Source organism: Bradyrhizobium sp. USDA 3262 (assembly GCF_054060035.1).
The window spans coordinates 2548759-2567113 of record NZ_JBSSCT010000001.1 but is presented as its reverse complement, the minus strand read 5'-3'; the positions used below and the strand labels follow the sequence as shown (position 1 = coordinate 2567113).

Genomic DNA, 18355 nt, shown 5'->3' with positions numbered 1-18355 from the left:
GCAGGGACCCATAACCACCGCTGCCTGCAATGGATTGAGGTTGATGACTCCGAGTCATTCAAGCAACGCCCGACACGGCGTATGGGTCCCGGCCTTCGCCGGGACGACACCTTTGGTGGGCTGGCAATGACCCCTCCCGTTCGCGCCGGTGTGCTTGCGGCGATCATCACCCTGATCGCCGACCAGGCCTCCAAGCTCTGGCTGCTCCACGTCCTGGATATCGCGCGTCACGCCCCGGTGCGGGTGACGCCGTTCTTCGACCTGGTGCTCGCCTGGAATCCAGGGATCAGTTTCGGCTGGTTCCAGAGCGAGACCCCGGCGGCCCAGATCCTGCTGATGGTGATCAAGGCCGCGGCCGTGATCGCGCTGGCGATCTGGATGGCGCGGTCGCGGACCTGGCTCGCGACGGTGTCGCTCGGCCTGATCATCGGCGGCGCCATCGGGAACGGCATCGACCGCTTCGCCTATGGCGCGGTGGTCGATTTTGCCCTGCTTCATGCCGAGATCGGGGGAAAAACCTTCAATTGGTACATCTTCAACCTTGCCGATGTAGCCATCGTTGCTGGCGTGGCAGCCCTATTGTATGATTCCGTGGTGGGGACCCCCGCCGTAAAAGCGCCCTGATCCCGGCCGATACGAGCCGGTCAGCGGTCGACACCTGCTCAAGCGGAACTGTGCCTAAGCCAGTGATCGCTTTGGCGAATTTTGAGATGGGAATGGCGCGATGCGCAACACCAAAGCCCGCGGTTACCTGATCGAGACGTCCCGGCTGCCGCTGATGCGCGGCCTGCGCCTGGCGTTCGTCGCAGCCGGGATCGGCCTTGTCATGACGGCCGGCCCGGTGCGCGCCGGCGACGATGAGGATGACGGCGACGACGGCCTGACCTTCGAAGAGCGGATCGTCGACAATCTGATGACCGGGCTCGGCGCCAAGAGCGCGGCCAGCAAGGGCATCGACTACCGCGAGCGCTCGCCGCTGGTGGTGCCGCCCAAGCTCGATTTGCCCCCGCCGGCATCGACCGCCCAGGTCAACGCGCCGAACTGGCCGAAGGACCCTGATCTCGCGGCGCGCAAGGCTGCGATCGCGGCGCGCAAGAAGGAAGTCAAGAAGGAGCCGTGGCAGTCGGCGGTGGCGTTGACGCCGGCCGAGATTGAGGCCGGCCGCAAGCAGCAGACCGCCACCGATGGCCGCAAGGAGCCGCTCGAGCCCGGCGTGAGCACCAATCCGTCGCTGATGCCGAGCCAGCTCGGTTACACCGGCGGCCTGCTCGGCATGTTCAAGGGGAACAGCAGCGAGTCCAAACCCTTCAAGGGCGAGCCGACGCGCGATTCCCTGACTGAGCCGCCTCCGGGCTACCAGACGCCGTCCGCGGGCTATGCCTACGGCACCGGCCCGCAGGCGCCGATGGCGAAGGAAGGCCAGTACGACGTCATGACCGGAAAACCGGTGCAGTGATCGCTTGGCCCGTTCGGGCGAAGGCTGACATGAGCAAAGCTTAATGCGGGGCGGCGGGTGTCTCTCCGCTTCGTGACCATGGGCACGGCAACGACCGTGTACGATGGCTTGCTTTCGCGCCCCGGCTGTGTATCCGGGCTTTCATAAGGACCATGATGCGCTCTCGCCGATCGATCGCCCTGTTCGCTGCCGCATTTGTTTCCACCATCCCGCTGCCGGGTGCCAGCCTCCGCGCCCAGACCACCGTCACCTCGGAACGCCCCGCCAGTTTCACGCTCGATAACGGCCTGCAGGTCGTGGTGATCCCCGACCACCGCACGCCGGTGGTGACGCAGATGATCTGGTACAAGGTCGGCTCGGCCGACGAGACGCCCGGCAAATCGGGCCTCGCGCATTTTCTCGAACACCTGATGTTCAAGGGCACCGCCAAGCATCCGGCGGGCGAGTTCTCGCAGACCGTGCTGCGCGTCGGCGGCAATGAGAACGCCTTCACCTCGGTTGACTACACCGGCTACTTCCAGCGCGTGCCGCGCGAGCAGCTGCCGACCATGATGGAGTTCGAGGCCGACCGCATGACCGGCCTGATCCTCAAGGACGAGAACGTGCTGCCCGAGCGCGATGTCGTCCTCGAGGAGTTCAACATGCGGGTTGCCAACAACCCGGATGCAAGGCTGACCGAGCAGATCATGGCCGCGCTTTATCTCAACCATCCCTATGGCCGGCCGGTGATCGGCTGGCACCAGGAGATCGAGAAGCTCGACCGCGAGGATGCGCTCGCCTTCTACCGGCGCTTCTATGCGCCGAACAACGCGATCCTGGTCATCGCCGGCGACGTCGACGTCAAGGATATCCGTCCGCTGGTCGAGAAGAATTTCGGCCCGATCCCGGCACAGCATGCGATCCCCGAGAAGCGGGTCCGGCCGCAGGAGCCGACACCGGCCGCGCCGCGCACCGTGACGCTGTCGGATCCGCGCGTCGAGCAGCCGAGCCTGCGCCGCTATTACCTGGTGCCCTCGGCGACGACAGCGGCTTCAGGCGAGAGCCAGGCGCTCGATGTGCTCGCGCAGTTGATGGGCGGCGGCGCTAACTCCTATCTCTATCGCTCGCTGGTGATCGACAAGGGCCTCGCGATCTCGGCCGGCGCCGGCTACCAGGGCACCTCGCTCGATCCGTCGCAATTCTCGATCTCGGTGACGCCGAAACCCGGCGTCGAGTTCGCGCAGATCGAGGACGCGATCGACAAGGTGATCGCCGACCTCGCGCAGAACCCGGCGCGCGCCGAGGATCTCGAACGGGTCAAGACCCAGCTCATCGCGGAGGCGATCTACGCCCAGGACAACCAGGCGACACTGGCACGCTGGTATGGCGGCGCGCTGACCACCGGGCTCAGCATCGAGGATATCCGCAGCTGGCCGGATCGCATTCGCGCCGTCACCGCCGAGCAGGTGCGCACTGCCGCCGCCAGCTGGCTCGACAAGAAGCGGTCGGTGACCGGCTATCTGATCAAGGACACTGCGCCGAAACGCGAGGAGAAGCGCTCGTGATCTATTCCCTCACCCGCCGCGCGGCGCTGATCGGCGGCGCCTGCGCCGCACTGCTGACGCTGACGTCGGCGCCCTCGCAGGCCGCGGCCAAGATCCAGCGGCTGGTCTCGCCCGGCGGCATCGAGGCGTGGTTCGTGCAGGACGCGACCGTGCCGCTGATCGCGATGGAATATTCCTTCAGCGGCGGCGCCAGCCAGGATCCGCCCGGCAAGCCCGGCGTCGGCAATCTGGTCGCCGACCTGCTCGACGAGGGCTCCGGCGATCTCGATTCCAAAACCTATCATGAGCGGCTCGAGCGCCGCGCCATCGAGCTCGGCTTCCAGTCGAACCGCGATCAATTCCGCGGCTCGCTGCGCATGCTCAAGGACAACAAGGACGAAGCCTACGACCTGTTGCGGATGGCGCTGACCTCGCCCCACTTCAAGCCGAAGGACGTCGAACGGATCCGCGCCCAGGTGATCGCCAACCTGCGCCGCGAATCGACCAATCCGTCCTCGCTCGCCGGCCGCAAGTTCCTCGAGCTCGCATTCGGCGATCATCCCTATGCCAGGACGGCCACCGGCACGCTCGACAGCGTGCCGACCATCCAGATCCCGGATCTCAAGGACTATACCCGCCGCATCATCGCCAAGGATACGCTGCGCGTTGCCGTGGTCGGTGACGTCGATCCCGATACGCTCGGCAAGCTGCTGGACAAGACCTTTGGCGGCCTGCCGGCGAAGGCCGAATTGACGCCCGTCCCCGACGTCGTGGCGACCAGGCCGCCGCAGCGCGCCTTCGTCCCGCTCGACGTGCCGCAGACCGTCGTCACCTTCGGCGGCCCCGGGATCAACCGGCACGATCCGGACTTCATGGCGGCCTATGTGGTGAACCACATTCTCGGCGGCGGCGGACTGTCGTCGCGGCTCTACAAGGAAGTGCGCGAGAAGCGCGGGCTGGCCTACTCGATCTATGAAGCGCTGGTCTGGATGGATCACTCCGCGCTGTTCATCGGCAACACCGGCACCCGCGCCGATCGCGCCGGCGAGACCGTCGATGCGATCGAAGCGGAAGTCCGCCGCATCGCCGACGAAGGTCCGACGCAGAAGGAGCTCGACGAGGCGAAGTCCTACCTGAAGGGCTCGCAGATGCTGGCGCTCGACACCTCCTCCAAGCTCGCGCAGGCGATGCTGCAATACCAGCTCGACAAGTTGCCGATCGATTACATCGAGAAGCGCAACGCCATCGTCGACGCGGTGACGCTCGACGACGCCAAGCGGGTCGCCAAGCGGCTCTGGGGCAACGGCCTGCTTACCGCAATCGTCGGCCGCGCCCCGCAAGCCGCGGCGCAGCCGGTGTCCGCGCCGCCGAAGGCGAACTGACGCGTTTCGGCGGGCGTCCGCTTCTTCATACACCACCGTTGTGGCCACCCCTCTCCCCACCCTCCCCCGCAAGGGGGGAGGGAGCCTGAGAGGCGTGCTCACCTCACAGCGAGTCACCGCAAACACTACCGCTCATTCTCGGGCCGTCAGGGACGTATAGGCGGTAGGGCTCCCTCCCCCCTTGCGGGGGAGGGTGGGGAGAGGGTAAGCCGCGCGCGGCGCTCTCAGACGTACCCAACGCTGCATCTACGCAGCTGAAGCACGCACAGCACAAACCCGCTATCCTGCAGCCTGCCGATTCTTCCCTCCATGGGTGATGTCATGCTGCGGGTGTCCCGCGACCTTGCGATCGACGAGAACGACATTGAGATCGTCTTTGTCCGCGCCTCCGGCCCGGGCGGGCAGAATGTCAACAAGGTCTCGACCGCGGCGCAGCTTCGCTTCGATACCAACAAGATTGCATTGCCGGCGGACGCCGCGCAGCGGCTGGCGCGGCTCGCCGGCAGCCGCATGACCAAGGACGGCGTGATCGTGATCCACGCCTTCCGCTTTCGCACCCAGGAACGCAATCGCACTGATGCGATCGATCGGCTGCTCGAGATGTTGAGGGAGGCGATGGTGCGGCCGACACCGCGGCGGCCGACCAAGCCGACGCTCGGCTCCAAGCAGCGCCGGCTCGAGGGCAAGAAGCGCCGCAGCGACATCAAGGCGGGACGCGGCGCGCGCCGTTTCGACGATTAAAGCGTTTTCGAGCGAAGTGGATACCGCTTCGCGTGAAGAATACGCGTTAAACCAGAATCTAGAGCCCCCGTTCCGATTCAATCGGAACGGATCATGCTCCAGGGAACGCCGGACGCAGCGCACGCGGCACTGCATCCGGGATCCGGTCAGCGTACCAGACGCGTTTTCGCGCGAAGCGGATGTCGGTTCGCGCGAAGGAAACGCGTCAGAGCAAGAAGCTGGAGTTCCGGTTCTGATCGATCAGAACCGGCAAGGCTCTAGTACTTCTTGGTTGCAGGCGCCATCTCGGAACCGCCCGATTTCGGTGCCGTGCGTCCGCTGCCGACCGTTCCCTTGCTGCCTGACTTGGCGGTGGCACCGCTCTTCTGCGTCGGCGCAGTCGGCTGCGCCGCCATGTCCTCATCGCCGCTGCCGGACATGCCGCCGCCCTGCTGCATGGTACCTCTGCCCTGTGCACCGCCGCGAAGCTGGGTATCCGGTGCAGTCGTTCCCTGTGCCAGGACCGGGCCGGCCATCGCGGCCGAGATGGCAAGGGCGAGCACGCTGGTTTTTGCAAACGTCATCCACTTCTCCTGGGATTTTAATTGACGATGGAGGAGCGGCGCAGGTGGTGCGCCGTTTGCAGCGCCGACCCTGAACCCCATCGCGCGAGACTGCATTTTCCGCAAACGGCGCACGCGAGATGCAAGCTGCGTCGTGTGGTGATCGTGCAGGGATTTCGCGGTCATTTTGCGAAATTGTCGTCCGCATATGCGGCAACCACCGGTTCCGCGCCAGATCACCGCCCAGCTTTGTTCTGCTGTGAAACAGCCCGCTACTACCAACGGCGGATTTCAGCCTCTTACAGTCACCGCACAGAGGCGGTGATGTAGATGACAAAGCTGCGCGCAAGGCGGACGTTGGGGCTGGGATTTTGCAGCGCAATGCTTGCAGTGCAAATGGCCGGCGCGCAGATGCCCTTGCCCGCCGCCAAGCCGCCCGATGGGGCGACGCTGTTCAAGCAGCAATGCGCGACCTGCCACACCACCAACATGTCGGATGCCGTCCGGCAGGGACCGTCGCTCTACGGGATCGTCGGCCGCCATGCCGGCAAGGCCGACGGATTCAAATATTCCGCGGGCTTCGGCAAGGCCGATTTCGTCTGGGACGACGCCAGGCTCGATGCCTGGCTGACCAATCCGCAGGAGGTGATCCCTGGCGCCGTGATGGCCTACCGGCAGGCCAAGCCGGAAACCCGCGCCATGATCATCGCCTATCTGAAGGAGCTGAACTGAATGGCGAAACCCGTGCATTCGATGATCCGCGTGTTCGACGAAGCAAAAGCGCTCGACTTCTACCAGCGCGCGTTCGGCCTGGAGATCGCGGACAATCTGAGATTTCCCGATTTCGCGCTGATCTATCTGCGCCATCCCTCCTCGCCGTTCGAGGTCGAGCTCACGGTCAATTTCGATCGCAAGGAGCCCTACACGCTCGGCGACGGCTACGGCCATCTCGCCGTCATCGTCGATGACGTCGATGCCGAGCACGCGCGCTTCGAAAAGGAGAACCTGTCGCCCGGGCCGCTGCGCGACTTCAAGCATGACGGCAAGACGCTGGCGCGCTTCTTCTTCGTCTCCGATCCCGACGGCTACAAGATCGAGGTGATCCAGCGCGGCGGGCGCTTCGGCTAGAGCATGATCCGGAAAAGTGGAGACCGGTTTTCCGACAGGATCATGCTCAAGCAAAAAGAGCATGCTCAGACAACAAGGCAATTGCACAAATAAAAATTGACGGAGGAACCCATGAGAGAAATCGATCGACGCAGCAGATATGACCGGCGTGTCTTTCTCAAAGGCGCGGCCGTGACCGCACCCGCAGTCGCGATTGCGACCTCGACGGGGCTCGGCATCACCGATGCGTGGGCCGAAGGCGCCACGACGCTGACGCCGGCCACGCTGAAGACGCTGCTGAAGATGGCTCGCGATATCTATCCGCACGATTTCCTCGGCGACAGCTACTACATCGCAGCGGTCAAGCCGTGGGATGAGAAGGCCGCGAAGGATCCGGCGGTCAAGTCGCTGATCAATGACGGCGTCACGAGGCTCGATCAGGCGGCCAACGACCGCCACAAGATGCCTTATGTCCAGGTCGCCTGGGAAAACGACCGCGTCGTGCTGCTGCAACAGATCGAGCAAAGCGCGTTCTTCCAGAAGATCCGCGGCGACCTCATCGTCTCCATCTACAACAACAAGGAGGTGTGGCCGCGGTTCGGCTACGAGGGCTCCTCCGCCGAGCATGGCGGCTACATCAAGCGCGGCTTCGCCGATATCGACTGGCTGCCGAAGGTCTGAACGGGTCGGGAGGAAACAATGGCAAAATTCGATCTGAATGACAGCGGCGTTGTGGTGATCGTCGGCTCCGGTGCCGGCGGCGGAACGCTCGGCAATGAACTGGCGCAGAAGGGCGTCAAGGTCGTGATCCTCGAGGCCGGCCCGCGCATCGAGAACCAGGACTTCATCAACGATGAATGGGACAGTTTTACCCAGCTCGCCTGGTCCGACGCGCGCTCGACCTCGGGCAGCTGGCGCGTCCACCAGGACTTTCCGGGCCTGCCGGCCTGGATCGTGAAGGCGGTCGGCGGCTCGACCACGCACTGGGCCGGCGCATCGCTGCGCTTCGACGAGCACGAGTTCAAGATCAAGTCGGCCTATGGCGCCATTCCCGGCGCCAACCTGATCGACTGGCCGATCACGCTCGCCGAAATGGAGCCGTGGTACGCCAAGGCCGAGGACAAGATGGGCGTCACCCGCACCAACGGCATCCCGGGATTGCCCGGCAACAACAACTTCAAGGTGATGGAAGCCGGCGCGAAGAAGCTCGGCTACAAGGAGGTGCACACCGGGCGGATGGCGATCAACAGCGAGCCGCGCGACGGCCGCGGCTCCTGCCAGCAGATCGGCTTCTGCTTCCAGGGCTGCAAGTCGGGCGCCAAATGGTCGACGCTCTACACCGAGATCCCGAAGGGCGAAGCCACCGGCAATCTCGAAGTGCGTCCCGGCAGCATGGTGATCAAGATCGAGCACGACCAGTCCGGCAAGGTCACCGGCGTGGTCTATGCCGATTCGACCGGCGCCATGCAACGCCAGAAGGCCCGCGTCGTCGCGGTCGCCGGCAACTCGATCGAGAGCCCGCGGCTGCTGCTCAACAGCGCCTCCACCATGTTCCCGGACGGGCTCGCCAATTCATCCGGCCAGGTCGGCCGCAACTACATGCGGCACATGACCGGCAGCGTGTATGCGAGCTTCGAGAAATCGGTGCACATGTATCGCGGCACCACGATGGCCGGCATCATCCGCGACGAGGCCAAGAACGATCCGAAGCGCGGCTTCGTCGGCGGCTACGAGATGGAGACGCTGTCGCTCGGCCTGCCCTTCATGGCCGCGTTCCTCAATCCCGGCGCCTGGGGCCGCAGCTTCACCAGCGCGATCGAGGGCTATCCGCGGATGGCCGGCATGTGGCTGGTCGGCGAGGACATGCCGCAGGAGACCAACCGCATCACGCTGGATCCGAAGATCAAGGACAAGTTCGGCATGCCGGTCGCCAGCGTGCATTTCGACGATCATCCGAACGACGTCGCGATGCGCGATCACGCCTACAAGCAGGGCTCCGCGGTCTATGAGGCGGTCGGCGCCACCGTCACCTATCCGACGCCGCCCTATCCCTCGACCCACAACATGGGCACCAACCGGATGAGCGAGAAGCCGCGCGACGGCGTGGTCAACAAGTTCGGTCAGACCCACGACATCAAGAACCTGTTCGTCTCCGACGGCAGCCAGTTCACGAGCGGTGCTGCCTGCAACCCGACGCTGACGATCGTGTCGCTGGCGATCCGGCAGGCCGACCACATCGCCGGCGCAATGCAGCGCAAGGAGATCTGAGACGGTGCTGCGCTCCCTCGCCCCGTTCTTACGGGGAGAGGGTTGGGGTGAGGGGCTTTCTCCGCATATCCGGCGCTAGCTGCGTTTGCGGAGACTCCCCCTCACCCGGAACGCATCTAGCGATGCGTTCCGACCTCTCCCCGCACGCGGGGCGAGGTAAAACGGAGTGAGCTGCTCGATACGAAGTAAACTCATCTCGGTTCAGCAAGAAAATCCAGTTCCCCTCTCACTGAAGCGGCCTTGCCCAACAGGACAAGGCCGCTTTCTTCTTTGCGTGATGGACCGGTGCGAAATCTATTCCGCGGCATCCATGATCGCCGCCGCCCCGCGATAGTCCGGAACGACCGCCGGCGCATTCGCCTTGGCGCGGTAGATCAGGCAGGAGCAGCGCAGCAGCGAGGCGAAATTGTTCACCTCGCCGTGATGATCCAGCACCTCGTTGTGCAAGGTGGTGAGGAACTTGGCCAGCGTCATGCCTTCCTTGGCCGCGATCTCCTCAAGCGTATCCCAGAACGACATTTCCAGCCGGATCGAGGTGCAATGGCCGTCGATCCGCAACGATCGGGTCTGCGATTCATAGTCGCGTTGCGGCTGATGCGCGAAAAGATGGCACATGGCGTTCCTCCGGCGAGAACTTATAATTTTTCTAAACGATATACCTGTGCGCGCGACCCCACAATCGGGACGTAGGGCGTAACGCACCGGCCGCCGAAGCCAAGCGTCTTCAAGGCGATAGGCCGGACTCATCCCCAACCCGCGTCCGGCCGCCTTATCGGTCCCATGCATTTGCCGGCGCGGCGACTTATAGTAGCGGCCAGCCTCGAATCGCTCTCCAAACGTCCAATCCATGCCCGTCCGCCAGCTTCCCGAACAGCTCGTCAACCGCATCGCCGCCGGCGAAGTGGTCGAACGCCCCGCGAGCGTGGTCAAGGAACTGGTCGAGAACGCAATCGACGCCGGCGCCAGCCGGATCGACGTTTTCACCGATGGCGGCGGGCGGCGCCGGATCGGCATCACGGACGACGGCGGCGGCATGACCCGCGCGGACCTTGCGCTTGCGGTCGACCGTCACGCCACCTCCAAGCTCGACGACGAAGACCTGCTGCGCATCCGCACGCTCGGGTTCCGCGGCGAGGCGCTGCCCTCGATCGGCGCGGTCGCAAAGCTCGGCATCACGACGCGTCATGCCAGCGAGCCGCATGCCTGGTCGCTGTCGGTCGAAGGCGGGGAGAAGTCCGAGGTCATGCCGGCCGCGCTCGGCCAGGGCACCCGCGTCGAGGTCAACGAACTCTTCTACGCCACGCCGGCGCGGTTGAAGTTCCTCAAGACCGACCGCACCGAGGCAGAGGCGATTCGCGAGGTGGTGCGGCGGCTCGGCATGGCGCGCCCGGACATCGCCTTCACGCTGGCCGGCGAAGAGCGCGCGCCGGTCACCTGGGCCGCGGCGCTGCCCGGCGCGGCCGGCCGGCTGACCCGGCTCGGCGATATCCTGGGTGCGGACTTTCGCGCCAGTGCGATCGAGGTGCGCGCCGAGCGCGAGGGTGTCGTGGTCGAAGGCTTTGCCGCCGCGCCGTCGCTGACCCGCGCCAATGCGCTCGGGCAATATCTGTTCGTCAACGGCCGCCCGGTGCGCGACAAGCTGATCCTCGGCGCCGTGCGCGCGGCCTATTCCGACTATCTGCCGCGTGACCGCCATCCCGTCGTGGCGCTGTTCGTGACCTGCGACCCGCAGGAGGTCGACGCCAATGTGCATCCGGCCAAGACCGAAGTGCGCTTCCGCAATGCCGGCCTGGTGCGCGCCCTGATCGTGCACGCCTTGAAGGAAGGCCTCGCGCGCGAGGGCAAGCGCACCGCGGCCAATACCGCCGACGGCGCCGCGCTCTCGGCCTTCCGCCCCGCCTTCACGCCGCCGCGCCCGGGCAATTGGGACTGGCGCGGCTCGCCGTCCTATCCGACTGGTCCGATGCGCGCGTTCGACGGCGCGCCGGCGCCTGCCTTCGCCGAGCCGGGACAGGCCGCCTTCGACGTCGGCACGCCGACCGCCGATGTGCGCTTCGAGGCCGCGCCCGCACCCGACCTGCTCGACCGTCCGCTCGGCGCTGCGCGCACCCAGATCCACGAGACCTACATCGTCTCGCAGACCCGCGACGGCCTCATCGTGGTCGACCAGCACGCGGCCCATGAGCGCATCGTCTATGAGAAGCTGAAGGCCTCGCTGGCGAAGAACGGCGTGCAGCGGCAGATCCTCCTGATCCCCGAGATCGTCGAGCTCGATGAGGCGACTGTCGAGAAGCTGCTCGATCGCGGCGAGGAGCTGGCGTCGTTCGGGCTGGCTATCGAATCCTTCGGCCCCGGCGCCGTCGCCGTGCGCGAGACGCCCTCGCTGCTCGGCAAGTCCAATGCGGCGGGCCTGTTGCGCGACCTCGCCGAGCACATGGCCGAGTGGGACGAGGCGCTGCCGCTGGAACGCCGGCTGATGCACGTCGCCGCGACCATGGCCTGCCACGGCTCGGTCCGCGCCGGCCGCCGCCTCAAGCCGGAGGAGATGAACGCGCTGCTCCGCGAGATGGAAGACACGCCGAACTCCGGCCAGTGCAACCACGGCCGCCCGACCTATGTCGAATTGAAGCTGAGCGATATCGAGAAGCTGTTCGGGCGGCGGTGAAGATTCCGTAGGATGGGTAGAGCGCTAGCGAAACCCATCATCTCGCCGCACAGACGTAGCTTGATGGGTTTCGCTGCGCTCTACCCATCCTACGAATTTTGCCGAGTGAACACCTCCAGCGCCGTGCGCAACTGCGCGATCCATTCGTCGCCATCCTCGAACCCGCCTGCCGCGATCCGCTGACAGGCCTGATCGAGATCATCACCATCGGCCGCGCGCTTGCCGACCTGCCGGACGATCGCGGCATAGCCGTCCACCAGCAGCACGAGGCCGGGCGCGCTCGCTGCAACATATTGCTCCCGCGCATCGCGGAACAGCCGGGACGCGTCGTCGTAGCGGCCGAGCGCAAGGTCGAAGGCCCCCACCATCCAGACGCCCGTTCCCTCGCGCAGCGGTGCGAGCCCCAGGCTCCGCACCAGCGCTAACGAACGTTCCGCAAGCTCGCGTGCGGCCAGCAGATTGTCCTGATTGATCGGCTTGTCGGACACGCTCCAGCCCGGCCAGCAATCGGCCGCCGCATTGAACGTCCAGCGCTGGACCATCATGAGCACTTCACGTTCGTCACCATCCTGCGCGCCGCGACGGCGTTCGATCTGGTCGGCGGCATCGCGCGCTGCGGCAAGCAGCGCCGCATCATCGCCAGCGCCGCGCAACGCCTTGACCTGCGTCTCCAGCTGACCGGCCAGCCCGGCAAGAGTGTCGGCCATGGTTCGCGCTCCGCTAGCGGTGATGAATCAGTATCGCGTAGGATGGGTAGAGCGCGGCGAAACCCATCATCTCTCCCGCGGCTCAGAAGTTGATGGGTTTCGCTTCGCTCTACCCATCCTACGAATTCTGCTTTCGCAGGGACGACAGATTAGATTGCGGCGACAGCTCGCAAAAACACGAACTCCGTGTCGTCATAGGCGCGCCGCTCGAGCTCCTCGAAGCCCTCGGGCGCCGCGAACGCCGCGGCCTTTGCCTCTTCCACCACAAGCAGCGCACCCGGCGTCAGCCAGCCGCCATCGCGCAGCGAGGCGAGCGCCTTCTCGGCCAGCCCCTTGCCATAGGGCGGATCGAGAAACACCAGCGAGAACGGCTCGACCGGATGTGCAGGTCCAAGATCGGTGGCATCGCGGCGATAGACCTTGGTCGTGCCGCCGAGGCCGAGCGACTCGACATTGTTGCGCAGCAGCGCCCGCGCCTCGGCGCCATTGTCGACGAACAGCGTGAACCTGGCGCCGCGCGAGACCGCCTCGATGCCGAGCGCGCCGGTGCCGGCAAACAGATCGAGCACGCGCGCATCCTCAATCGGATTGTCGTAGGCGTGGATCAGGATATTGAACACGGACTCGCGCAGGCGGTCCGCGGTCGGGCGGATCTCGTGGCCCGACGGCGAAGCCAGGTTGCGGCCCTTCAGCCTGCCCCCAACGACACGCATTGACCGTTACTCGTCCTTCGGCGTGAGATCGCGCTTGCCGTGATAGCCGCGCTTGGGACGGCGCGGCGGGCCGTAGCCGCTGGCCTCGTCCTCGTTACGGGCACGCGCTTCCTCGCTGCCGGTGCGCTGCACCAGCACGCGGCGGCCCTTGCGATCATTGATGGTTTCGCGCTTGCTGGGCTTCGGCTTCCTGGCGGGCATATCGTCGCCGTCGGCTGGGTCACGCTGCTCCGGCCGCGTGAAGTCGGCACCCGCGATCTTGGCGATCTTCTCGCCGAGCTGCTCGCGCAGCACCCGCGTCTTGACCTCCTCGACCTTGCCCTCCTCGAGCTCGCCGAGCTGGAACGGGCCGTAGGAGATCCGGATCAACCGGTTCACCTCGAGCCCGAGATGCGCCATCACATTGCGCACCTCGCGATTCTTGCCCTCGCGGATCGCGAACACCACCCAGACGTTGGAGCTCTGGTCGCGCTCCAGCGTCGCGTCGATCGGCCCGTATTTGACGCCGTCGACCTCGACGCCACCCTTGAGCTGGTCGAGCTGGCCCTGTGTCACTTCGCCATGCGCGCGCACGCGATAGCGGCGCAGCCATCCGGTGTCGGGGTGCTCCAGTGTCCGCGCCAGGCCGCCGTCATTGGTCAGCAGCAACAGGCCCTCGGTGTTGAAATCGAGCCGGCCGATCGAGATCAGCCGCGGCAAGCCCTCGGGCAGATTGTCGAACACGGTCGGCCGCCCCTCGGGATCGGCATGCGTCGTCATCAGCCCGCGCGGCTTGTGATACATGAACAGCCGCGTCCGCTCGCGCGGCGGCAACGGCTTGCCGTCGACCGCCACCACATCGTTCTCGGTGATATCGAGCGCCGGCGAGTTGATCACGCGTCCGTTGACCGTGACCCGGCCCTGGGTGACGATCTCCTCCGCATCGCGGCGCGAAGCCAGGCCGGCGCGCGCCAGCACCTTGGCGATGCGCTCGCCGGTCTTCTTCGGCTTCGGCTCGGGACGCTCGCGGCGCTCGTCGTAGGAGCGTTCGCGATAGGCGCCGCGGCCGCCGAAGGCCGGGCGCTTCGCAAAGACCTTGCTGTCGTCTTCATTGTCGCGGCGCGGCCGGTCGGAGAAGCGGCCTTCGCTGCGCGGATGTTCCTGCCAGTCGGTGCGGCCTTCGGGGCGCTCGCGGCGGCGATTGTCGCCACCAGCCTCGTCCCGCTCCCAGCGCGGCCGGCTGAACTTCGGCCGCTCATGGCGATCGCCCTGCTCGCGATCGTCGCGTGAGCGCGAGAACCTGGGCCGCTCGCCGCCGCCACGATCATCGCGCGGCCTGTCGTAACGCGGCTTGTCGAAATTGCGCGGGCCGTCGCGGAACGGACGCGAACCCCGCTCCGGACGATCGGAGCCGCCCTCGCGCTTCTGCCATGGCTTGGATTCGCCGCGCGGCGGCCGATCGCCAAAGTCCTTGCGCGGGCCGCGATCGCCACGATCACCCCCGCGATCCGCCGCACCGCGCTTGAACTTGCTGTCGCCACCGAATTTCGGCGCGGGCCGGTCGCCGCCGCGCGAGGGACGATCGCCGAACGATCGCTCGCCACGCGGCGTATACGGCCGCTTCTCGCCGTCGCGCTCGCGCGCCGCGTAAGGCTTGCGGTCGCCGAACTTCCGATCGGAAGACCGCCCCGCCGGGCGGGCATCATCGCGATCGCGCCGCGGCGCGCGGTCGTCGCGATTGAAGTTCGGGCGGTCGCCACGGGGCGTGTAGGGTCGCTTTTCGCCGCCGCGGTCTTCGCGCGGCTTGAACGTGCGCCTCTCGCCATCGCCGTCACGCGCGGGCCGATCACTAGGGTCGCTGTTGCGATCCCGGCGGACCGGCCGATCGCCGCGGGGGCGGTCGTCGCGGTTGAACCTCGGCTTGTCGCCGAACTCGCGGCGCGGCGGACGGTCCTCGCGATCGCCGCGGTAGGGCCGCTTTTCGCCATCACCCTTGCCGGCAAACTTCTTGTCGCCAAAGCCGCGCTTCGCAAACTTCTTGTCCGGGCCACGGGCGGCACCGGAGCGACCCTTGCCGCCGCCGGGTCGATCCCGCCGGCCGCGGGAATCGTTGTTTTTGTCGCTGTCGCGGGGCATGAATGTTCTCGCCTGGAGGTTCAATTGGGGCGCAGGGCAACCGGCGATACGCGCGCCATCTGGGCGCGACTGACGCAAAACCGGCATCCACTTCTGCTGAAGGCGACGCTACTAGCAGGTTTCTTCCGATGATACGAGGCATGTCTGCCCCTTCTTTCATGGATCTGGCGCTAAAAACCGCCGAAAATGCCGGAAAAGCGGGCGAGGTTCCGATCGGATGCGTGATTGTGCGGGGCTATGAGGTGATCGCCACCGCCGGCAACCGCACCCTGACCGACCGCGATCCGACGGCCCATGCGGAAATCCTCGCGATCCGGCAGGCCGCCGAGGCCATCGGCACCGAGCGGCTGGTCGATTGCGACCTCTACGTGACGCTGGAGCCCTGCACCATGTGTGCCGGCGCGATCTCCTTTGCCCGCATCCGCCGGCTCTATTACGGCGCCGCCGACCCCAAGGGCGGCGCGGTCGAGTCAGGCGTCCGGTTCTTCGCGCAGCCGACCTGCCACCATGTGCCGGAGGTCTATGGCGCGGTCGGCGAGACCGAGTCCGCGCGCCTGCTGCGCGAGTTCTTCAGGGAGCGACGCTGACGATCGCGTAGCGCGGACGAAGCGCAGCGCAATCTCTCCCCTCGTCGTCCCGGCGAAAGCCGGGACCCATAACCACAGGGTTGAGTCGTTAGAAAGCTGTGGCCCCAGCGTCGTGCAACAATAACCTTCGGTGGTTATGGGTCCCGGCTTTCGCCGGGACGACATCGAGTGTGTTGCGTCATCGAGAGTCATATATTCACGGTCTCTTCGGATGACGGTGCGCGAGCGGAGTCACCCCGCCAGGAAAAACTCCCGCAGCAGCTTCGCCGTCGCCTCCGGATTCTCCTCGGGCAGGAAGTGCCCCGACGCCACCGGCGCGCCGCTGACATTGGTGGCCCAGGTCTTCCAGGTGTCGAGCGGCGTCGTTGCGGCGCTCGCAACCCCGGCATCGCCCCACAGCGCCAGCATCGGGACCGTGATCTTCTTGCCGGCGTCGACATCGGCCTTGTCGATCTCGTAGTCGGCATAGGCGCCGGCGCGATAGTCCTCGCACATCGCGTGGATGCGCGCGGGATCGCGGAATGGCGCAAGGTAGTGCGCGAGCGCGCGCGGATCGATCGCCTCCAGCGTCTTGCTTTTGGTCTGGCTCGCCATCTTCTCCTTGAGGAAGAATTCGCCATTGTTGGAGATCAACGTCTCCGGCAGCGGATAGGGCTGCGCCAGGAACGCCCAGTGGTAGATCTTCAGCGCCGACAGGCGATTGAGCTTCTGCCAGTAATCATAGGTCGGCGCGATATCGAGCACCGCAAGCTTCGACAGCCGGCCGGGATGATCGAGCGCGAGCCGGTACGACACCCGGCCGCCGCGGTCGTGGCCGGCGAGCGCGAAATGCACATGCCCGAGTTGCTCCATCACCTCGACCATGGTCTTTGCCCACGCTCGCTTGGTGTAGGGCGTATGGTCCTTGTCGCTGTCGGGCATATCGGACCAGCCGTAGCCCGGCAGGTCGGCGATGATCAGCGTGAATGCATCGTCAAGCTTCGGCGCAACTGTGTGCCACATCACATGCGTCGAGGAGAAGCCGTGCAGCAGCAGCAAGGGTGGGCCCTTGCCGCCGACGCGGGCGAAGATGCGGCCCTGCGAGGTGTTGATCCATTTTGATTCATAGCCGGGAAAAAGATCAGCGAGATCAGGCATCGGTAGCTCCTCCCGGTCGCGTGCGCCGTGCTTCAAACTTTGTTCGGCGTTGCTGCTGGCTCAGGTCAGGTTTATGCCATCCTCAAGTCCTGCCAACAACAACATGAAACGAGGAAGTGCCATGTCGATCGATTTCGAAATCCCGGCCGAAGCCAAGGCGATCCGCGAGAAGGTTCGCAAATTCGTCCACGACGAATGCATTCCGGCGGAAAAGGAACTCGACACCAAGCCGCTTGCCGAGGTGCTGGGACCGCTGCGGAAGAAGGCCCGCGCGCAGGGCCTGTGGTGCCCCTTCGTGCCCAAGGAGTACGGCGGTATGGGGCTCGGCCCGCTCGCCAACGCCCTGGTGCAGATGGAGCTCGGCGAGAGCATGCTCGGCGCGCTCTCGATGAACACGCAGGGACCGGACGACGCCTCGATGATGACGATCCTGGCGCACGGCACCGAGTACCAGAAGGAAAAATTCCTCAAGCCCCTGCTGAACGGCGAGAAGCGCATCTGCTTCTCGATGACGGAAAAGGCCGCCGGCGCCGATGCCACCGGCATGCAGACCACCGCCGTGAAGGACGGCAACGAGAACTACATCCTCAACGGCGAGAAATGGTTTTCCTCGTCGGCGAGCGTCGCCGACCTCGCGCTGGTCATGGCGAAGACCGATCCGAACGCGCCGCGCCACAAGCAGTACTCGACCTTCATCGTCGAGCTGCCCAACCCCGGCTACCGCATCAAGCGCAACGTCGCCAACATGGCGATCGAGGGGCCGCATGACGACGTGATCCACGGCGGCCACTCCGAGATCGAGATCAAGGATCTGAAGGTGCCGGCCGACAATCTGCTCGGCGGCGAAGGCAACGGCTTCAACATGGGGCAGCACCGCCTCGCCTACGGCCGGCTGCGCCACGGCATGCACAACGTTGCCAAGGCGCAGCGCGCGCTCGACATGGCGGCCGCCCACGTGACAAAACGCTCGACCTTCGGCCAGCTGCTGGCCGACCGTCAGGCGGTGCAGTTCATGCTCGCCGACTGCGCGAGCGAGCTCTATATCGGCCGGCTGATGCTGCTGCATATCGCCTACAAGGCCGAGAAGGGCCTCGACATCCGCCAGGAGAACTCGATCGCCAAGATCTTCCATGCCCACATGGTGCACAAGGTGATCGACACCGCGATCCAGCTCCACGGCGCGCTCGGCTTCAGCCAGGATACACCGCTGGCGAAGTGGTACACCCAGGTGCGCTCGCAGCGGCTGGTCGACGGCCCCGACGAGGTGCACAAGTGGAAGATCGGCAAGAACGTCATCAAGGCGTTCCGCGAGCACGGCACCACGGCGTCAGCGGCGGGCGGGGATCTGCTCTGACCACTTCGTCATTCCGGGGCGGCGCAACGCGCCGAACCCGGAATCTCGAGATAAGGTG

At 65.7% G+C, this 18355-nt stretch carries 18 protein-coding genes; 12 read left to right on the top strand and 6 right to left on the bottom strand.

Going from position 1 to position 18355, the window contains the following annotated elements:
* The first annotated feature begins 126 nt into the window (after nucleotides 1–126).
* The 5 genes from lspA to arfB all read left to right on the top strand — a co-directional run bounded on the left by lspA (nucleotide 127) and on the right by arfB (nucleotide 5102).
* Nucleotides 127–624, top strand: a complete 498-nt coding sequence (gene lspA / locus ACVWYP_RS11970; RefSeq protein ID WP_304498776.1) for a signal peptidase II — start codon at nucleotides 127–129, stop codon at nucleotides 622–624.
* Between the two features lie 100 nt (nucleotides 625–724).
* Nucleotides 725–1456, top strand: a complete 732-nt coding sequence (locus ACVWYP_RS11965; RefSeq protein WP_225163783.1) for a hypothetical protein — start codon at nucleotides 725–727, stop codon at nucleotides 1454–1456.
* Nucleotides 1457–1608: 152 nt separating this feature from the next.
* Entirely contained in the window at nucleotides 1609–3000 is a 1392-nt protein-coding gene (locus ACVWYP_RS11960) for a M16 family metallopeptidase (protein WP_304498775.1), read from the top strand.
* Nucleotides 2997–4361: an insulinase family protein gene (locus ACVWYP_RS11955; protein WP_439711155.1), complete on the top strand. Its 1365-nt coding sequence runs from the start codon at nucleotides 2997–2999 to the stop codon at nucleotides 4359–4361. Before ACVWYP_RS11960 ends, ACVWYP_RS11955 begins: the two co-directional genes overlap by 4 nt.
* Before the next feature lie 321 nt (nucleotides 4362–4682).
* A complete protein-coding gene (arfB, locus tag ACVWYP_RS11950; RefSeq protein WP_304498774.1) occupies nucleotides 4683–5102 on the top strand; it encodes an alternative ribosome rescue aminoacyl-tRNA hydrolase ArfB in 420 nt (139 codons plus the stop codon).
* A gap of 257 nt (nucleotides 5103–5359) precedes the next feature.
* On the opposite strand, the gene ACVWYP_RS11945 is transcribed toward arfB, so the two are convergent.
* Nucleotides 5360–5665 carry a hypothetical protein gene (locus ACVWYP_RS11945; RefSeq protein WP_028341061.1) on the bottom strand — a complete coding sequence of 102 codons (306 nt, stop codon included), beginning with the start codon at nucleotides 5663–5665 and terminating at the stop codon, nucleotides 5360–5362.
* A gap of 390 nt (nucleotides 5666–6055) precedes the next feature.
* Here ACVWYP_RS11945 and ACVWYP_RS11940 point away from each other — a divergent pair, with 390 nt between their 5' ends.
* The 4 genes from ACVWYP_RS11940 (at nucleotide 6056) to ACVWYP_RS11925 (ending at nucleotide 9019) form a co-directional block, all read left to right on the top strand.
* On the top strand, nucleotides 6056–6376 hold the full coding sequence (locus ACVWYP_RS11940; RefSeq protein ID WP_038388030.1) for a c-type cytochrome: 321 nt from the start codon (nucleotides 6056–6058) through the stop codon (nucleotides 6374–6376).
* On the top strand, nucleotides 6377–6772 hold the full coding sequence (locus tag ACVWYP_RS11935) for a VOC family protein (protein ID WP_304498773.1): 396 nt from the start codon (nucleotides 6377–6379) through the stop codon (nucleotides 6770–6772). It begins immediately after the preceding gene.
* Nucleotides 6773–6883: 111 nt separating this feature from the next.
* The gene (locus tag ACVWYP_RS11930; RefSeq protein WP_304498772.1) at nucleotides 6884–7432 is read left to right on the top strand and encodes a gluconate 2-dehydrogenase subunit 3 family protein; all 549 of its coding nucleotides are present in this window, start codon (nucleotides 6884–6886) and stop codon (nucleotides 7430–7432) included.
* An 18-nt stretch (nucleotides 7433–7450) separates the two neighbouring features.
* Complete coding sequence (locus ACVWYP_RS11925; RefSeq protein ID WP_304498771.1) at nucleotides 7451–9019, top strand: GMC family oxidoreductase; 1569 nt, start codon at nucleotides 7451–7453, stop codon at nucleotides 9017–9019.
* 294 nt (nucleotides 9020–9313) lie between these two features.
* Here the strand turns inward: ACVWYP_RS11925 and ACVWYP_RS11920 are convergent, their stop codons facing one another.
* On the bottom strand, nucleotides 9314–9634 hold the full coding sequence (locus ACVWYP_RS11920) for a ribbon-helix-helix domain-containing protein (RefSeq protein ID WP_016848007.1): 321 nt from the start codon (nucleotides 9632–9634) through the stop codon (nucleotides 9314–9316).
* Nucleotides 9635–9866: 232 nt separating this feature from the next.
* Between ACVWYP_RS11920 and mutL the strand changes: the two genes are divergently transcribed.
* Nucleotides 9867–11684 carry a DNA mismatch repair endonuclease MutL gene (gene mutL, locus ACVWYP_RS11915; RefSeq protein ID WP_304498770.1) on the top strand — a complete coding sequence of 606 codons (1818 nt, stop codon included), beginning with the start codon at nucleotides 9867–9869 and terminating at the stop codon, nucleotides 11682–11684.
* A gap of 89 nt (nucleotides 11685–11773) precedes the next feature.
* On the opposite strand, the gene ACVWYP_RS11910 is transcribed toward mutL, so the two are convergent.
* The 3 genes from ACVWYP_RS11910 to ACVWYP_RS11900 form a co-directional block, all read right to left on the bottom strand.
* The gene (locus ACVWYP_RS11910; RefSeq protein WP_304498769.1) at nucleotides 11774–12391 is read right to left on the bottom strand and encodes a hypothetical protein; all 618 of its coding nucleotides are present in this window, start codon (nucleotides 12389–12391) and stop codon (nucleotides 11774–11776) included.
* A gap of 149 nt (nucleotides 12392–12540) precedes the next feature.
* Nucleotides 12541–13104, bottom strand: coding sequence for a 16S rRNA (guanine(966)-N(2))-methyltransferase RsmD (gene rsmD / locus ACVWYP_RS11905; RefSeq protein ID WP_304498768.1), 564 nt, complete (start codon nucleotides 13102–13104; stop codon nucleotides 12541–12543).
* A gap of 6 nt (nucleotides 13105–13110) precedes the next feature.
* On the bottom strand, nucleotides 13111–15219 hold the full coding sequence (locus tag ACVWYP_RS11900) for a pseudouridine synthase (RefSeq protein WP_304498767.1): 2109 nt from the start codon (nucleotides 15217–15219) through the stop codon (nucleotides 13111–13113).
* 140 nt (nucleotides 15220–15359) lie between these two features.
* Between ACVWYP_RS11900 and ACVWYP_RS11895 the strand changes: the two genes are divergently transcribed.
* Nucleotides 15360–15806 (top strand): nucleoside deaminase, encoded by a 447-nt coding sequence (locus ACVWYP_RS11895; RefSeq protein ID WP_244978690.1) that lies wholly within the window; start codon nucleotides 15360–15362, stop codon nucleotides 15804–15806.
* A gap of 231 nt (nucleotides 15807–16037) precedes the next feature.
* Here the strand turns inward: ACVWYP_RS11895 and ACVWYP_RS11890 are convergent, their stop codons facing one another.
* Nucleotides 16038–16943 carry an alpha/beta fold hydrolase gene (locus ACVWYP_RS11890; protein WP_304498766.1) on the bottom strand — a complete coding sequence of 302 codons (906 nt, stop codon included), beginning with the start codon at nucleotides 16941–16943 and terminating at the stop codon, nucleotides 16038–16040.
* A 121-nt stretch (nucleotides 16944–17064) separates the two neighbouring features.
* Here ACVWYP_RS11890 and ACVWYP_RS11885 point away from each other — a divergent pair, with 121 nt between their 5' ends.
* Nucleotides 17065–18297, top strand: a complete 1233-nt coding sequence (locus ACVWYP_RS11885; RefSeq protein WP_038388024.1) for an acyl-CoA dehydrogenase family protein — start codon at nucleotides 17065–17067, stop codon at nucleotides 18295–18297.
* Nucleotides 18298–18355: the final 58 nt, after the last annotated feature.

Bases quoted from the DNA above. Each gene is read 5' to 3' on its own strand.
- lspA (WP_304498776.1), top strand. From the start codon at position 127: ATGACCCCTCCCGTTCGCGCCGGTGTGCTTGCGGCGATCATCACCCTG.
- ACVWYP_RS11965 (WP_225163783.1), top strand. From the start codon at position 725: ATGCGCAACACCAAAGCCCGCGGTTACCTGATCGAGACGTCCCGGCTG.
- ACVWYP_RS11960 (WP_304498775.1), top strand. From the start codon at position 1,609: ATGATGCGCTCTCGCCGATCGATCGCCCTGTTCGCTGCCGCATTTGTT.
- arfB (WP_304498774.1), top strand. From the start codon at position 4,683: ATGCTGCGGGTGTCCCGCGACCTTGCGATCGACGAGAACGACATTGAG.
- ACVWYP_RS11945 (WP_028341061.1), bottom strand. From the start codon at position 5,665: ATGACGTTTGCAAAAACCAGCGTGCTCGCCCTTGCCATCTCGGCCGCG.
- ACVWYP_RS11940 (WP_038388030.1), top strand. From the start codon at position 6,056: ATGCCCTTGCCCGCCGCCAAGCCGCCCGATGGGGCGACGCTGTTCAAG.
- ACVWYP_RS11935 (WP_304498773.1), top strand. From the start codon at position 6,377: ATGGCGAAACCCGTGCATTCGATGATCCGCGTGTTCGACGAAGCAAAA.
- ACVWYP_RS11930 (WP_304498772.1), top strand. From the start codon at position 6,884: ATGAGAGAAATCGATCGACGCAGCAGATATGACCGGCGTGTCTTTCTC.
- ACVWYP_RS11925 (WP_304498771.1), top strand. From the start codon at position 7,451: ATGGCAAAATTCGATCTGAATGACAGCGGCGTTGTGGTGATCGTCGGC.
- ACVWYP_RS11920 (WP_016848007.1), bottom strand. From the start codon at position 9,634: ATGTGCCATCTTTTCGCGCATCAGCCGCAACGCGACTATGAATCGCAG.
- mutL (WP_304498770.1), top strand. From the start codon at position 9,867: ATGCCCGTCCGCCAGCTTCCCGAACAGCTCGTCAACCGCATCGCCGCC.
- ACVWYP_RS11910 (WP_304498769.1), bottom strand. From the start codon at position 12,391: ATGGCCGACACTCTTGCCGGGCTGGCCGGTCAGCTGGAGACGCAGGTC.
- rsmD (WP_304498768.1), bottom strand. From the start codon at position 13,104: ATGCGTGTCGTTGGGGGCAGGCTGAAGGGCCGCAACCTGGCTTCGCCG.
- ACVWYP_RS11900 (WP_304498767.1), bottom strand. From the start codon at position 15,219: ATGCCCCGCGACAGCGACAAAAACAACGATTCCCGCGGCCGGCGGGAT.
- ACVWYP_RS11895 (WP_244978690.1), top strand. From the start codon at position 15,360: ATGTCTGCCCCTTCTTTCATGGATCTGGCGCTAAAAACCGCCGAAAAT.
- ACVWYP_RS11890 (WP_304498766.1), bottom strand. From the start codon at position 16,943: ATGCCTGATCTCGCTGATCTTTTTCCCGGCTATGAATCAAAATGGATC.
- ACVWYP_RS11885 (WP_038388024.1), top strand. From the start codon at position 17,065: ATGTCGATCGATTTCGAAATCCCGGCCGAAGCCAAGGCGATCCGCGAG.